Origin of the sequence: Rhizobium sp. Root1204, assembly GCF_001424965.1 — a bacterium.
GTDB lineage: Bacteria > Pseudomonadota > Alphaproteobacteria > Rhizobiales > Rhizobiaceae > Pararhizobium.
In genome coordinates this window covers 468,602-483,617 of the sequence record NZ_LMCZ01000034.1, presented here as the reverse complement: position 1 = coordinate 483,617, position 15,016 = coordinate 468,602, and the positions used below count along the sequence as shown (strand labels likewise).

The 15,016-nt window shown below is 60.0% G+C and carries 17 protein-coding genes; 8 read left to right on the top strand and 9 right to left on the bottom strand.

Annotation, left to right across the window (positions count from 1 at the left end; translation table 11 throughout):
• Positions 1-187 precede the first annotated feature (187 nt).
• Positions 188-994, top strand: coding sequence for a DUF2189 domain-containing protein (locus ASC96_RS23630; RefSeq protein WP_060505512.1), 807 nt, complete (start codon positions 188-190; stop codon positions 992-994).
• Positions 995-1,069: 75 nt separating this feature from the next.
• On the opposite strand, the gene ASC96_RS23625 is transcribed toward ASC96_RS23630, so the two are convergent.
• The 7 genes from ASC96_RS23625 to ASC96_RS23595 form a co-directional block, all read right to left on the bottom strand.
• Entirely contained in the window at positions 1,070-1,375 is a 306-nt protein-coding gene (locus tag ASC96_RS23625) for a PilZ domain-containing protein (RefSeq protein WP_060505511.1), read from the bottom strand.
• A 159-nt stretch (positions 1,376-1,534) separates the two neighbouring features.
• Positions 1,535-2,836 (bottom strand): adenylosuccinate lyase, encoded by a 1,302-nt coding sequence (purB, locus tag ASC96_RS23620; protein WP_060505510.1) that lies wholly within the window; start codon positions 2,834-2,836, stop codon positions 1,535-1,537.
• A gap of 61 nt (positions 2,837-2,897) precedes the next feature.
• Positions 2,898-3,440 (bottom strand): hypothetical protein, encoded by a 543-nt coding sequence (locus ASC96_RS23615; RefSeq protein ID WP_060505509.1) that lies wholly within the window; start codon positions 3,438-3,440, stop codon positions 2,898-2,900.
• Positions 3,437-4,174 carry a DUF2259 domain-containing protein gene (locus tag ASC96_RS23610; RefSeq protein ID WP_060505508.1) on the bottom strand — a complete coding sequence of 246 codons (738 nt, stop codon included), beginning with the start codon at positions 4,172-4,174 and terminating at the stop codon, positions 3,437-3,439. Before ASC96_RS23610 ends, ASC96_RS23615 begins: the two co-directional genes overlap by 4 nt.
• Positions 4,171-4,848, bottom strand: coding sequence for a ribulose-phosphate 3-epimerase (gene rpe / locus ASC96_RS23605; protein ID WP_060505507.1), 678 nt, complete (start codon positions 4,846-4,848; stop codon positions 4,171-4,173). Before rpe ends, ASC96_RS23610 begins: the two co-directional genes overlap by 4 nt.
• Before the next feature lie 86 nt (positions 4,849-4,934).
• Complete coding sequence (locus ASC96_RS23600; protein ID WP_060505506.1) at positions 4,935-5,942, bottom strand: P1 family peptidase; 1,008 nt, start codon at positions 5,940-5,942, stop codon at positions 4,935-4,937.
• Complete coding sequence (locus ASC96_RS23595; protein WP_060505505.1) at positions 5,939-7,027, bottom strand: branched-chain amino acid ABC transporter substrate-binding protein; 1,089 nt, start codon at positions 7,025-7,027, stop codon at positions 5,939-5,941. Before ASC96_RS23595 ends, ASC96_RS23600 begins: the two co-directional genes overlap by 4 nt.
• Positions 7,028-7,255: 228 nt before the next feature.
• On the opposite strand from ASC96_RS23595, the gene ASC96_RS23590 reads away from it, so the two are divergent.
• From ASC96_RS23590 to ASC96_RS23560, 7 genes are read left to right on the top strand one after another with little or no spacing between them, the layout of a single operon-like run.
• On the top strand, positions 7,256-7,705 hold the full coding sequence (locus ASC96_RS23590) for a flavin reductase family protein (RefSeq protein ID WP_244482297.1): 450 nt from the start codon (positions 7,256-7,258) through the stop codon (positions 7,703-7,705).
• Between the two features lie 25 nt (positions 7,706-7,730).
• A complete protein-coding gene (locus tag ASC96_RS23585; protein ID WP_060505504.1) occupies positions 7,731-8,660 on the top strand; it encodes a MoxR family ATPase in 930 nt (309 codons plus the stop codon).
• A gap of 4 nt (positions 8,661-8,664) precedes the next feature.
• The gene (locus ASC96_RS23580) at positions 8,665-9,918 is read left to right on the top strand and encodes a VWA domain-containing protein (protein WP_060505503.1); all 1,254 of its coding nucleotides are present in this window, start codon (positions 8,665-8,667) and stop codon (positions 9,916-9,918) included.
• Positions 9,919-9,938: 20 nt separating this feature from the next.
• The gene (locus ASC96_RS23575) at positions 9,939-10,268 is read left to right on the top strand and encodes an XdhC family protein (RefSeq protein WP_060505502.1); all 330 of its coding nucleotides are present in this window, start codon (positions 9,939-9,941) and stop codon (positions 10,266-10,268) included.
• Positions 10,269-10,271: 3 nt separating this feature from the next.
• On the top strand, positions 10,272-10,979 hold the full coding sequence (locus tag ASC96_RS23570; protein ID WP_060505501.1) for an XdhC family protein: 708 nt from the start codon (positions 10,272-10,274) through the stop codon (positions 10,977-10,979).
• Entirely contained in the window at positions 10,976-12,595 is a 1,620-nt protein-coding gene (locus tag ASC96_RS23565) for a molybdopterin-binding/glycosyltransferase family 2 protein (protein ID WP_060505500.1), read from the top strand. The genes ASC96_RS23570 and ASC96_RS23565 overlap by 4 nt, the downstream gene beginning before the upstream one ends.
• A gap of 5 nt (positions 12,596-12,600) precedes the next feature.
• Positions 12,601-12,918 (top strand): TfoX/Sxy family protein, encoded by a 318-nt coding sequence (locus ASC96_RS23560; protein WP_060505499.1) that lies wholly within the window; start codon positions 12,601-12,603, stop codon positions 12,916-12,918.
• Here the strand turns inward: ASC96_RS23560 and ASC96_RS23555 are convergent.
• Positions 12,908-13,330: an NUDIX domain-containing protein gene (locus ASC96_RS23555; RefSeq protein WP_060505498.1), complete on the bottom strand. Its 423-nt coding sequence runs from the start codon at positions 13,328-13,330 to the stop codon at positions 12,908-12,910. The two genes, ASC96_RS23560 and ASC96_RS23555, sit on opposite strands and share 11 nt — an antisense overlap.
• Positions 13,331-13,346: 16 nt before the next feature.
• Positions 13,347-14,882 carry a DEAD/DEAH box helicase gene (locus ASC96_RS23550; protein WP_060505497.1) on the bottom strand — a complete coding sequence of 512 codons (1,536 nt, stop codon included), beginning with the start codon at positions 14,880-14,882 and terminating at the stop codon, positions 13,347-13,349.
• Positions 14,883-15,016 lie beyond the last annotated feature (134 nt).

The following is a 15,016-nucleotide window of genomic DNA, read 5'->3' as shown; positions in this document are numbered from 1 at the left end:
AGTGTATGGTGTGCAAATCTGGTATATGCTGGATGCACGGGCGATTGAACACGACGCCCGTGGCGGCGAGTACGCCAATATCGAGAGCATCGGATTGCCGTCAAGGATACCGCAATCCCCTCGAAACTTGAAATACTGATTGTTCTCGAATGACGTGACGACGCGTGTTCCTGGAGGAGAATTGGTCATGACAACATTTCATGTAATGGCAGGATCCAGCGACGGGCTCACACATCCGGAGATACGCAGGATCGGTGTTTCCGACGTTTTCGACGCGTTGCGTCTCGGCTGGCAGGATTTCAACGCAAAACCGTCTCACTACGTCTTTCTCTGCCTGATCTATCCGATTGCCGGCGTCGTCCTTGCGACCTGGAGTTCGGGCGTCAATATGCTGCCGCTGCTCTATCCTCTGGCTTCCGGTTTTGCCCTGCTTGGCCCGGTCGCAGCCATCGGTCTCTACGAGATCAGCAGACGCCGGGAAATAGGGATGGATACCTCCTGGCGGCACGCCTTCGATGTCCGCCGCTCCCCGGCACTGCCGTCGATCCTCGCCTTGGCTTTCATGCTGCTCGTTCTCTTCGTCGTCTGGCTGATGGTCGCGCAATCGCTCTACACGCAACTGTTCGGCGACGTGCCGGCATCGTCGCTTTCGGCGCTCTACAATCAGATCGTTGGAACCGATCAAGGGTGGAGCCTTGTCCTGATCGGCAATGCAGTCGGCTTCGTCTTTGCGGTTATCGTGCTTTCGACGGTGGTCGTGTCGTTTCCGTTGCTGCTTGATCGGGATGTTGGCGTCGTGGCGGCGGTCGAGACGTCGGTGCGCGTGACGCTTGCCAACCCGGTACCGGTGGCTGTCTGGGGATTGATTGTTGCGGCCGGTCTGGTCATCGGCTCGATCCCGGTTTTCGTCGGTCTCGCCGTCATCATGCCGATCCTCGGGCATGCGACGTGGCACCTTTATCGCAAGCTGGTTGTTGCGCCGAAAGGCAAGTAACCGCTCGACATGCCGCACCACGATAGGTGCCGCCGGGCATGGCGGCACTGTTTTTTCGCACGTAACGCCTGTGGCTTAGCGGAAATATTTGAAATAGGACGAAATCTGCGCCGATGTGTTGGACGACGTTTTAAGGCGAATGCCAATCTTGTCGCCACGGTACCATTGCACGACACCGGTCAGATGGCCGAACTCCTCGCTCTTGATCGAGACTTCCTGACCGGTCCTGGCATTGATATCGAAGTAGAGCTGAAAGCAAATCCCGGTTTCCGACAGGTCCTTGACGATCCCCCGGCTTGACCCGCCCTTGCAAGTGACTTCACCGGTGAATTTTGTTACCGTTCGTGTGGCTTTGCGTTCGATTGTCTGCTGGCTCGGCATGGTCCCCTCCAACTTTTGCATTTTCACTCCGTCGCAGTCTCCTATGGAAGACTGACAAAAGGTTTGAAAAAATCATTCGCAGTTGAATGAACCGGGTCGAAATAAGACATTGCAGCCGCAAGAGTGCGGAGAGCCCGTCAGGCTCTCCGCAGAACGCGATCAGCCGAACACGCGGCGGAAGATCGTGTCGACATGCTTGGTGTGGTAGCCGAGATCGAATTTTTCGCGGATTTCCGCTTCCGGCAGGGCTGCCCGTACTTCCGCGTCGGCCAGAAGTTCCTCAAGGAAATCGGCGCCTTTTTCCCAGACCTTCATGGCATTGCGCTGCACGAGGCGATAGCTGTCCTCTCGCGATACGCCAGCCTGGGTGAGGGCGAGAAGCACGCGCTGGCTCATCACCAGACCGCGGAACTTGTTCATGTTCTTCAACATGTTTTCCGGGTAGATCACCAGCTTCTCGATGACACCGGCCAGACGGTTAAGAGCGAAGTCGAGGGTGATCGTCGTATCCGGACCGATGGTGCGCTCGACGCTGGAATGGCTGATATCGCGCTCGTGCCACAGGGCAACGTTTTCCATGGCCGGAACCACCGACATGCGCACCAGACGGGCAAGGCCTGTCAGGTTTTCGGTCAGGACCGGATTACGCTTGTGCGGCATGGCCGACGAGCCCTTCTGGCCCGGCGAGAAGAATTCTTCCGCTTCCAGAACCTCGGTGCGCTGCATATGGCGGATTTCGGTAGCGACGTTTTCGATCGAGGACCCGATCACGCCGAGTGTTGCGAAGAACATCGCGTGACGGTCGCGTGGGATCACCTGCGTGGAGATCGGTTCGGCAACGAGGCCGAGCTTTTCGCAGACATATTCTTCGACATGCGGGTCGATATTGGCAAAGGTGCCGACAGCGCCGGAGATTGCGCCGGTGGCGATTTCTGCCCGGGCAGCGACCAGACGGTCGCGGTTGCGCTTCATCTCGGCGTAGAACCGGGCGAAGGTCAGGCCCATCGTGGTCGGCTCGGCATGGATGCCGTGGCTGCGGCCAATGCGGACCGTGTCCTTATGTTCGAAGGCGCGGGTCTTCAGGGCATTGAGTACGCGATCAAGGTCAGCAAGCAACAGGTCGGCTGCGCGCACCAACTGGATGTTCAACGTGGTGTCGAGGACGTCGGACGAGGTCATGCCCTGGTGGACGAACCGGCTGTCGGGACCGATGAATTCAGCCAGATGCGTCAGGAAGGCGATGACGTCATGCTTGGTGACGGCTTCGATCTCGTCGATACGCGCAACGTCGAAAGTTGCCGCGCCGCCCTTTTCCCAGATTGTCCGCGCGGCTTCCTTGGGGATAACACCGAGATCAGCCAGTGCGTCGCAGGCATAGGCTTCGATTTCGAACCAGATGCGGAATTTGGTTTCCGGCGACCAGATGGCCACCATTTCCGGCCGGGAGTAACGGGGGATCATGGGCTTTCAGCTTTCGTCACGATGGGAGTTGCTGAGCCTCTAGCAAAGATACACGGCAATCTCAACGTTGCTGTTCGGGCGTGCGCCAAGTCAGCCACAGGCTGGCGAGAGCCAGAGCGGCAAATCCGATCGGCAGATAGAGGCGAATGCCCATGACGATGAACTGATAAATGGCACTGGCTGAGGTAAATGCGAACTGGTAGGCCCAGAGACCGGTGCCAAATGGCGCATGCCAGCGGGCATAGAAAATCCGGTAATCAAGGGCGAAAAGTACAGCCGTGATGGCGATGGTGCAAAGCGTCAAGCACAGGAAGAATGCCGCAAAGCGGGTTTCCCGGCCTCTGCCAATGGCACCGAAACGGCCAAGCAGCAACGCGAATGGCCAGGAAACCAGACCACCCAAAAAGAACAGCACAAGAATGCTGTAAAGATGCGATGTCTCTGCTCCATTCCGCAGATACAGCGCAACCAGTGCCGACAGCGCCATGACCACGCCCCAGACCGGTGCGCCGAACAGGACTTCGCGAAAACTCGGCAAGGAGGCACGCATCCGCGCCGCCATCGCCGAAACTGCACCCGTTTCTTGACGCTCGGATGAAATCATGGCGCTGCGGGCTCCGGAACGGCGATCCAGCGCCCGTCACGTCCTTCGAAACCGACGCTCAAGACCTGAACGAGGACAACGTGGACCGGTTCGCCTTGCGGTGGATTATACACCATGACGCCGCCGATACGATAACCCGTCGGGCATTTTCGGCTATCGGGAATGGCCGTGTCGGTGTGCAGAACGCGGTCCGATGCCGTGCCGTCTTCAGTTTGGTAGGAGAGACGGAAGCCGGCCGATTGCGGCGTCACGTCCTTGCAGAGTGCGGAGGGGGCAAAAGGGATTTCGTTGAGCGTCAGCGTGAAATCTCCGCCGACCGGCGGATCGACGGCATATTGCCGGTAAGTCAGGCGATGAGGCGAGCTTTCCGTTTCCGTGATCGGATTGAAGGCGGCGAGCAGGCCGGGATTGGCGCCTAGATCGAGTTTCTGGGTGAGCGCAGCGGCTTTTTCGGCCGTTTGCGCCCTTACCTTGGCAAGGCTGGTGTTTTCTTCATCAATGCGCAGCCGGATCGGCGTGCCGGGTAAAAACGTGTCCTTGCGAGTGTCGACGAAAAAGATGTTCGAATAGGGAAAGCCGGAGCCATCCTGCACACCGTATTCCTCGAAGGCGAAGACACTGCCGTCCTCCGAAAACCCGATCGGCTGAAATGAGGCGAAATCGCCGGCACGGGCCGCGCCGGCAAAAAATGCCGAAGCAAGTAAAGCAACCGCGATTCCGCCTGAAAATCTCACCCGCGGCCTCCCTCAGCGTTGCTGCGCAGGATGTCGATGGTCTTACGGTAGGCGTCGACATGGCCACCGCTGAAGATCGCCGAGCCAGCAACGAAGACATTGGCTCCGGCCGACGCTGGAAGCGCAATCGTATCCAGCGCGATTCCGCCATCGACCTGAATGTCGATCGGCCGGTCGCCAATCATCGCCTTGATGCGGCGGATCTTCTCTTCCATGGCAGGAATGAACTTCTGGCCGCCGAATCCCGGATTGACCGTCATCACCAGAACGAGGTCGATCTTGTCGAGCAGATAGTCAAGCACGCTTTCGGGTGTTGCCGGATTGATCGAGACGCCGGCTTTCTTGCCGAGTGCCTTGATGGCTTGAACGGAACGGTCGAGATGGGGGCCTGCTTCCGCGTGGACGGTGATGCTGTCGCAGCCGGCTTTCGCAAAGGCTTCGAGATACGGGTCGGCCGGCGCGATCATCAGATGGCAATCGAAATAGGCCTGTGTATGCGGCCGCAGCGACTTAATCACATCCGGCCCGAACGAGATATTCGGAACGAAATGGCCATCCATGATGTCCAGATGGATCCAGTCGGCACCGGCGGCAACGACGTCGCGTACTTCCTGTCCGAGTTTAGCGTAATCGGCGGCGAGAATGGAGGGGGCGATGCGGATAGGCAGGGGCATGATAGGGGGCTCCAACTGTTTTGCGGGCAATAGCACCGCTTTTCGTGGCAAACAACCGATGTTGCCGCTTCGCCGTCATGCCGGGTCTAGCGCTGCACCGCCCAAACGGGAAGCAGATCGTTTTCCTGCGGCGTCGCATCGTGCACACCACGGGCGATGGCGCGGGCCATGACGGATGCGGCAGCCGCGCCAAGATCAATGAAATCCTGCAGCGATATGGTTTTGCCGCTGGTTCCTGTCGCCAGCGAAAAAACCAGGTCGCCGTCAAGCGGAGTATGGGACGGCCACAGCGCACGGGAAAAACCGTCGTGAGCGGCGATCGCCAGCCGTTTTGCCTCGGCCTTGGTCAGAACCGCATCGGTAGCGATCACCGCGATCGTGGTATTTTTAGTTTCACTCTGCCTGCCGCGGAACTTGATGCGAAGGTCTCGCGCATCCTTTGGAAATGGATGCGGCATGCCGATGCCGCCAAACTCTGCACCTTCCTCGAACGGTGCCGCCCAGAAATGCCTGCCGTCACCGATGGTCGCCGACCCCAGCGCGTTGACGGCGACCAGTGCACCGATAGTGATGCCGTTGTCGAGGATCGTCGAGGCGGTGCCGAGCCCACCCTTGAAGGTGGCGGTCAAGGCACCGGTCCCCGCGCCGGCGGTGCCTGTGGAAAACTCCAGCGCCGCCGCCTGTACGGCTGCGTAACCCAGTTCACGATAGGGCGGGTAGAGGCCCCAATCCTTGTCGCTACCATTGATCAGGTCGAAGAGGATGGCGGCTGGGACGATCGGGATATGTAGGTCTCCGACCGGAAAACCACGGCCCATCTGGCGCAGCGCGGCCTGGGCGCCGGAGGCTGCATCGAGCCCGAAGGCCGACCCGCCCGACAGAACGATGGCATCGACGGTCTGCACGGTGTTGTGTGGTTCCAGAAGATCGGTTTCCCGCGTACCGGGGGCGCCACCCAGAACCTGTACCGCAGCGATGGCCGGTTGATCACAGACGACGGCGGACACGCCGGATTTCAGCCTATGATCCTCGGCATTGCCGACCTTCAAGCCACCAACATCAGTTATCGCGTTGCGCGGCCCCGGGCGCATCACGGGCTTCCCGAAACGGCCGGAGCAGTAATGAACCGGTTGTTTTGCCATTCCAGCAGGCGGTAGGGGTTTTCGGCCAGTTCGTGACCGGCGCTGAAGCGGATAGGGCCGAGAACGGTCTGGTATGGGCCTTTGGCCAGCGCAGCCAATACCGGGCCTCCGTCCTTGCCTGCCTGGTCCTTTGCCTGCTCCAGCAGCGTAACAGCTGCAAATGCCGGCAATACGTAACCCTCCGGAAGCAGTTTGGCCGCTGTCATGGCGTCGACGGTGGCCTTGGCGTCCGGCAGAGTGGCATAATCGGGCAGGGCGACAGCCAGGACACCATTTGCCAGCGGAACCGGCAGGTTTGCCGCATCCAGCGTTTCGCCGCCCATCAGCGTCAGCGAGACCTGTTCGGATGCGGCATCGCGAGCGATAATGGCTGTATCGGCGCGATCTCCGCCGGTGAATACGTGTGTCGCGCCACTCTTGGCAAGCCTTCGGACAAGGCTGACCTGCTGTTCCTGGGCGGGGCGGTAGGTGTCTGAGAAGGTTGGTGTCAGGCCGATTTCGGCCAAGGCGCTGCGCACGCTTTCCACCAGTTCGCGCCCGTGGATCGTTCCGTCTTCGATCAGTCCCAGAGGTTCGTTCTTCCAGCGCGACAGGATGATTTCCGTCACCTTTTCTGCTTCGGCCTTGGCGCTCGGCACCAACCGGAAGAACGGCCATTTCTTTTTCAGCGCGTCTTCCATCAGGATATCGGAGCGAACGCTCAAGGTCAGCGCTGGAATACCGGCCTCGGCCAACGCCGGCAGCGCCGCCTCCAGGCTTTCAGTGCACAGGAAACCGATCGCTGCCTCGGCGCCGCTGGCAAGCAGTGTCTTCGTCAGGGTCTCCGCATCCTTCGGCTCGCAGGTTTCCGGAATGGCGATGATCTCAGACCCGCGATCTTCTGCCTGAAAGCGGGCGCCATCCAGAATCTGTTGCCCGAGAAGCGCGAACGGTCCATCAGCCGGAGCGACGACGGCGATCTTCAGGCCCGCAGCCAATGCGGGAGCGGCCTGCACCGATCCGGCAATCACAAGGCTGGCAAAAATCGAACGAAACATGCGCTTATCCAGTTGAGAACGCCCATGTTTTAAAGATGTGGCGGCAGGGGTCAAAGGAAAAGATCGGAACCTGCGCACCGGGAATGGCGATTGCCGTAAATGACGAAGAAAAACCAGACGATGGGTTTCATATTTCGTTGCAATGTCTATGTGTTAGAAACGTACATCGATCTGGAGACTGCCGTGTTGGACAAGACCCAACTGGACCCGCTGACCTACCGTGATGCCATGAGCCGGCTGGCCGGGCATGTGCATATCGTCACGGCCGCCCACGAAGGTGCGCGGCGTGGGGTGACAATCACGGCCGCATGTTCGGTATCCGACGATCCGGCAACGCTGCTCGTGTGCCTCAATGGAGCCAATCCGCGCAACGACATCTTCGCCGAGAGCGGTAGCTTCGGGCTCAATCTGCTCGGCGCAGACCAGATGGATCTCGCTCATGTCTTTTCGGGCAAGAACGCTGTCGATCCGTCAGAGCGATTCTCTCACGGCACCTGGGGCGAGTTGAAGACAGGTGCGCCGATTCTTGGTGAAGCCGTTGCGGCATTCGATTGCCGGCTGATCGATATCAAGACCGTTGCCACGCACATCGTTCTGTTCGGACAGGTCGTTGCGGTCACGCTCGGCCAGCAGAAACCGGCACTCGTCTATCTGGACCGGGACTACCGCACGTTATAGATTTCCTCCAACGGAGCGAGGAAACATGACGACATACACGAATGGCGCATTGCCTGCCTCGATCGCCGAGACGATGGAGATGCTGGAAGCCGGTGATTATCTTGCCGGAACGGCGCTTTCGACCGTGCTTTTCCTGTCACTTAGAATGAAGCGCCCTTTGTTTCTCGAAGGCGAGGCGGGCGTCGGCAAGACCGAAATCGCCAAGGTCCTGGCAAAGGCACTCGACCGGCCGTTGATCCGCCTTCAGTGTTACGAAGGCCTGGATATTTCCTCGGCCGTCTACGAGTGGAACTATCCGGCGCAGATGCTGGAGATCAGATTGTCGGAAGCTTCGGGTAACGCCAATCGCCAGGCGGTCGAAAGCAACATATTTTCGGAGAAATACCTGATCCGCCGCCCGGTTCTCCAGGCGATCTCGGCAGAGGCCGGAAAGGCACCGGTTTTTCTGATCGATGAACTCGACCGCACAGACGAGGCCTTCGAAGCTTTTCTGCTTGAAGTACTTTCCGACTTTCAGGTGACTATTCCGGAACTCGGGACGATCAGGGCGCAGGAGCCGCCCATCGTCATCATTACGACGAATCGCACCCGCGAAGTCCACGACGCATTGAAGCGCCGCTGTCTCTACCACTGGGTCGATTATCCCAAGGCCGCGCAGGAGCTGGACATCATTCGCCGCAAGGTGCCGGGCTGCAACGAGCGTCTGTCGCGCGAAATCGTCGGTTACGTGCAGCGGTTGCGAACCATTGATCTGTTCAAGAATCCTGGTGTTGCCGAAACCATCGACTGGGCGACAGCGTTGACCGAACTCGATCGCCTGGCGCTTGATCCTGAAACCATCTCCGACACGCTGGGCACGCTTCTGAAATACCAGGATGACATCGCCCGGATCGAAGGCGGCGACGGCCGGAAAATCCTCGACGACGTCAAGGCCGAACTTTTGGCGGCAGGGTGATGTCATGGAGACGGCAGCCCGGACAGGAGACGGCGCAGTTCTTCCACCGCTGCATGAAGGTGACGGGCGGTTTGCCGACAATATCGTCTTCTTCGCCCGCGCCTTGCGCAAAGCGGGTTTGAAGATCGGGCCGGGGGCAGTCGCCGATGCGATCGAAGCCGTCGCGTTGATCGGCATTGGCAACCGCGACGAATTTCAAGCCACGCTACAATCGGTCTTCGTCAAGCGCCATGAGGACCAGGCGATTTTTAACGAAGCCTTCCGGCTGTTCTGGCGGTCGCGCGACCTGATCGGCAAGATGATCGCGATGATGTCGCCGGTAGCACCTGATTCACGCGAGAAAGCACCACGCCGCGCAGGCGAGGCCCGCGTCAGCGATGCGCTGTTTGCCGATCGCGATGTGGCGCGGCCGGTGCGCGATGAACCGGATATTGAGATCGATGCGCGATTTACCGCGTCCGGCCGGGAACTGCTGCGCCGGGCGGATTTCGCGCAGATGTCGGCAGCCGAGATTGCCGATGCCAAGAAGGCTTTGTCGGCGCTGGTACTGCCGATGGATGAGGTGAGGACACGCCGTTTTCGCGCTTCGCACCGGCCGCGCCGCATCGATCCGCGTGCAACGATGCGCGATGCGATGAAAACCGGCGGCGATCTCATCCTGCCGCGGTTTCGCGAGCCCAAGACCCTTCATCCGCCGCTGGTGGTGCTGGCCGACATTTCCGGCTCGATGAGCCAATACACCCGGATCTTCCTGCATTTCCTGCATGTGCTGACCGAAAAGCGCCGCCGGGTCCACACGTTCCTGTTCGGAACCCGGCTGAGCAACGTGACCCGCCAGATGAAGAAGCGCGATCCCGATGCGGCGATGGACGATTGCCTGCGCGCCGTCAGCGACTGGTCCGGCGGCACGCGGATCGGTGAAACACTGCATGAATTCAATCGTCTCTGGTCGCGCCGGGTGCTCGGGCAGGGCGCCATCGTGCTTCTGATTACCGATGGTCTTGAGCGTGACGATATCGGCGATCTCAAAATCGAGATGGACCGGCTGCACCGGTCCTGCCGCCGTCTGATCTGGCTTAATCCGCTGCTGCGTTTTGATGGTTTCGAGGCGCGGGCGCGTGGCGTCCGGGCCATGTTGCCGCATGTTGACGAATTCCGCGCTGTGCATAACCTTGAAGCGGTGTCCGATCTGGCGGAAGCTCTTTCCGGGAAAAGAACAGCTGATGCCGATCCCCGCCGTTTCATGCGGCGGCGATAACTGAAACAGGAGGAGAGCAGATGCTGGACCAGCCTCTTTATCCCGACCCGTTGACGGTTGCCGGGGAGTGGCATGCCGATGGACGCGGTGTGGCCATTGCGACCGTCATCGAAACCTGGGGCTCGGCACCGAGACCGGTCGGCAGCCATCTGGTCATCGATTCGGAGGGTAATTTTCACGGCTCCGTTTCCGGTGGCTGCGTCGAGGGGGCCGTGATCGTCGAGGCCGCCGAAGTCATCACGTCGGGGACGGCACGCATTCTCGAATTCGGCGTTGCCGACGCGACCGCCTGGCGGGTTGGCCTGTCCTGCGGCGGCCGCATCCGCATCTATGTCGAAAGGCTGGGATAAGCGATGTTGGTGGGGCATCTGCAGAGGCTGAACGCGGCGCGCGGGGCGCGATTGGCAACGGTGACGATTACCGAACTCGACACGGGAACGACACGGCTCTTCCACGAGGGAGAGCCACATGATCCTTCCGTTGCACAATCCATAGAGTCTGCGCTGCGTACGGGCAAATCCGGGATTGTCGAAATCGGCGGGCAGGCGGCCTTCGTCAATGTCTACCTGCCGCCGCCGCGCATCGTCGTGATCGGCGCGGTGCATATCTCGCAGGCGCTCGCCATCATGGCGGATATCGCCGGGTTCGATCTGTCGATCATCGATCCCCGTAGCGCCTTTGCGACGCAGGAGCGTTTCGGCCAGACGAAGCTCGTTGCCGAATGGCCGGAGGATGCGCTTCGGCATACGCCACTCGATGCCTATACGGCCTTGGTCGCGGTTACCCACGATCCCAAAATCGATGATTTTCCTCTGGCGCAAGCGCTTGAGGCGGGGTGCTTCTATGTTGGAGCGCTGGGAAGCCGCAAGACCCATGCCCGCCGGGTCGAGCGGCTGATGAAACTGGGGGTGGATGAAAACAGGATCGCCCATATTCATGCCCCGATCGGCCTCGATATTCGCGCCTCCAATCCGGCCGAGATCGCTGTCGCCATCCTTGCCGATATTATCCTTACGCTGCGGACGCGCGATGTAACGGCCGGGCGAGGGACTAAAGAATGAAATTTGGTCCGGTGCCGGTGGGCAAGGCAGAAGGCGCCATTCTCGCGCATTCAGCCAAGTTGCCCGAGGGGCGGCTGGCAAAGGGACATGTTATTTCCTTGGCTGATATTGCCGCGTTGCAAGGAGCGGGTTTCTCTGAGGTCATCGTCGCCCGCCTGGAGCCCGGTGATCTGCTGGAGGACGAGGCAGCCTCCCGGATTGCGGCAGCGATCGATCGCGATCACCTGACCTTCTCGAAAGCGGCAACCGGGCGGATCAATATTCACTCCGCGGTCGATGGGCTTTTCGTTGCCAGCCGCGCTGTCATCGACCGGCTCAACCGCATCGATCCGGCCATTACGCTCGCCTGTCTTGCCGATCACGTGCCGGTTCGATCCGGCGATATGGTGGCGACCATCAAGATCATCCCGCTTGCCGTTGCAGAACGGTTTGTTGATGAAGCCGCGGCGCTTCTGCGGGCTGAGCGCGCCTTCAGAGTCAAGCCGTTCGCCGCGCGCCGTGTCGGGCTGATCGCAACTCTGTTACCCACACTGAAGCCCAGCGTGATGGACAAGACGCGCCAGAACCTTGAGGCGCGATTGCGGCTATCATCGAGCGTGTTGGTGGACGAGCAGCGCGTGCCGCATGATACCCAAGCCGTTGCGGCAGCGATTTTAAAGGGGAGGCAAAGATTCGAGATGATCATTGTCTTTGGCGCTTCCGCGGTTGCTGACGCCGATGATGTCATTCCCGCCGCCATCCGGCTTGCGGGCGGGGCTGTCGATCATGTCGGCATGCCGGTCGATCCCGGCAATCTGCTCGTTCTCGGCAGAGTTGGGGATATTCCAGTCATCGGAGCGCCGGGCTGCGCCCGCAGCCCCAAGGAGAATGGTTTCGACTGGATCCTGAACAGGATCTTAGCCGGCGAATGGCCGACGGTGCACGATATTACCGGGCTTGGTGTTGGCGGGCTTTTGATGGAGATACCGACACGACCCTTGCCGCGTGGCTTGGCGAGTTCTGAACCGAATGGTGTTTCCGTCGTGGCCGTCTTGCTCGCTGCTGGCCGTACCTCGCGGATGGGCGCAACAGGCCAGCACAAGCTGCTGGCGGAATTTGATGGCGTGCCACTCGTGCGCCGCAGCGCGCAGGCAGCCTTGGGTGCCGGTGTTCAACGTGTCCTGGCGATTACCGGTCACAGGCAAACCGAGATTCGTGAAGCACTTGCGGGACTGAACGTCATCGTTGTCGAAAATGCCGCTTATTCGACGGGCATGGCCTCATCGCTGATCGCCGGGGTGAATGCCGCCGGCAATGACGCTGATGGGGTGCTGGTGCTGCTGGCGGACATGCCATGGGTTTCGGCCGAAGACCTTGCCGCGTTGATTTCGGCATTCAAGGCCGGGCGCGGGCTGACGATCGTTCGTGCCGTTTCTGCCGGAAAGCGCGGTAATCCGGTTATATTGCCGAGATCGACATTCGAATCGATCAGGCACCTGCAAGGCGATATCGGCGCGCGCCATATCATCGAAACCTGTGGGCTGCCGGTGGTCGATGTCGATATCGGGCCGGCTGCGCATCTCGATCTCGACACACCGGAGGCGATCATCGCCGCAGGCGGCATATTGAAAGGCTGATCAGAATGGACAATGCAGCTATCGAGGAGATGTTTTCAGCCCTTGGCCCGGTCACGGTCAAACGCATGTTTGGCGGCAAGGGCATCTATTTCGAGGGGCGGATTCTGGCACTGGAGGTGAGCGGCGATATCCTGCTCAAGGCGGACACCGAGAGCGCCGGTGAATTCGAGGCGGCCGGCAGTTCGCAATGGAGTTATGACGGCAAGGGCAAACCGGTGAAGATGCCGTACTGGTCCGTTCCGGAGGAGGCTTTCGATGATCCTGACGAAATGGCTCGTTGGGTGCGGCTTGCCTATCAGGCAGCCTTGCGGGCTAAGAAATAGCCAGCGCCCGTAATGCCTTTACGGCATCCTGCGCAAACAGCGACAGAGGCTGTGGCAGGTCGTCAAGAGAGTACCAGCCGATGTCGGAGAGTTTGTCGGGTTCCGTCAACTGCGGTTCGCCGGAGAAATGCTCTGTCACATAAATCAGCGAAATCCAGTGCTGCCGGTCAGCCTCGATCCGTTGCTCGCTGTGGCAAAGAAACCGTGCCGAATGGATTTTCAGGCCGCTCTCTTCTTCCGCCTCACGGCGAGCGGCGTCGGCTGCCGGTTCCATATGATCGACCTTGCCACCGACAATGCCCCAGTGTCCTGCTTCCGGCGCCTTCAAGCGCCGGCAAAGCAAAAGCTTGCCGTCATTGATGACGGCAAGCCCTGATCCCACACCGGGAAAATCTATGCCTGGATATGCCATGCGATTGCTGTAAGGCTCAGGCCTTGCCGGCGATCAGCATGAAAGCCGGGATATCGTCGCCGAAACCGACCGGCGTCGGGCCGTCGTCCTGGTCGCGGCGATAACGGTTGCGGCGGTCGCGGTTGTCATCATTGGCAGGATACGGCTGGGGAGCAGGACGGTTGCTGTTACGGCCGGCATTCTGCGGTTTCGTTTCTGCCTTGCGTTCTGATCTCACAGGTTCTGCCTTTGCTACTACCGGTTCGAGAGGGGCTGCTACGACTGCCGGACTATCGTCTGCTTTGATGTCCGATTTGTGACTGGCCACAGACCGGGGCGCGTGATCACGCTCCCTGTCATTGCGGCGTCCGCCGCGCTTGCCATCACGGCCGCCGCGCTCGGATTTTCCACTGTCGTGGCTTTCCATCGGTGCGGGCAGCGCGGAAAGGTCGCCGTTCAGCCACTCGATGTTCTTGTCGATCAGCTTTTCGATTGCATCGACGAATTTCGTGTCGCGCTTTGAAACCAGAGTGAACGCGGCACCCGAGCGGCCAGCGCGGCCGGTGCGGCCGATACGGTGGACATAGTCTTCCGCATGGATCGGCACGTCAAAATTGAACACGTGGCTGACATCCGGAATGTCGAGGCCGCGTGCAGCAACGTCGGACGCAACCAGCAGCGTGATTGCATTGTCCTTGAAACCCGCAAGCATTTTCGTGCGTGAACTCTGATCCATATCGCCGTGCAGAGCGCCGACCGAGAAGCCGTGACGCGAAAGCGAGCGGTACAGGTCGGCAACATCCAGCTTGCGATTACAGAAGATGATGGCGTTCTTCAGGTCTTCCTGCTTCTGGATCAGATCGCGCAGAACGGCGCGCTTTTCGTAATCCTTGCTGTGAGTCGCGACCAAGCGTTGTGTCACGGTCGATGCCGTCGAGGAAGGCTTGGCCACCTCAATGCGCTCCGGATTCTGCAGGAACCGGTCGGCCAGTTTCTGAATTTCCGGCGGCATGGTGGCCGAGAAGAACAGGGTCTGGCGCGTGAACGGGATCAGCTTGGCGATGCGCTCGATGTCGGGAATGAAGCCCATGTCGAGCATGCGGTCGGCTTCATCGATGACCAGGATCTCGACGCCGGTCATCAGAAGCTTGCCGCGTTCGCAATGGTCGAGCAAGCGGCCTGGCGTGCAGATCAGCACGTCGGCGCCACGCTCAAGCTTGCGGTCCTGTTCATCGAAGGACACGCCGCCGATCAGCAAGGCGACATTCAGCTTGTGGTTCTTACCGTATTTCTCAAAGTTTTCAGCGACCTGGGCTGCCAGTTCGCGCGTCGGCTCCAAAATGAGCGTGCGCGGCATACGAGCGCGGGCGCGGCCCTTTTCCAGAAGCGTCAGCATCGGCAGCACGAAGGATGCCGTCTTACCCGTGCCCGTCTGGGCGATACCCAGAATATCACGCCGCTGCAGGGCCGGCGGAATCGCGCCTGCCTGGATCGGTGTGGGGATGGTGTAGCCCGCGTCTGTTACTGCGGTAAGAACTTTTTGGCTTAGGCCAAGGTCTGAAAAAGTGGTCAAAGGGAAATCTGTTTCCGTTCCGGTTCGGTCGAACACTGGTCAATCGGCGCATGCTTTAACTGCCGTCGCTGGGGCTCATAGTCCCATAGCCAAGCAAAGTCAAGAAAACCGGTGGTTTGCGCGATGAAAGAGTC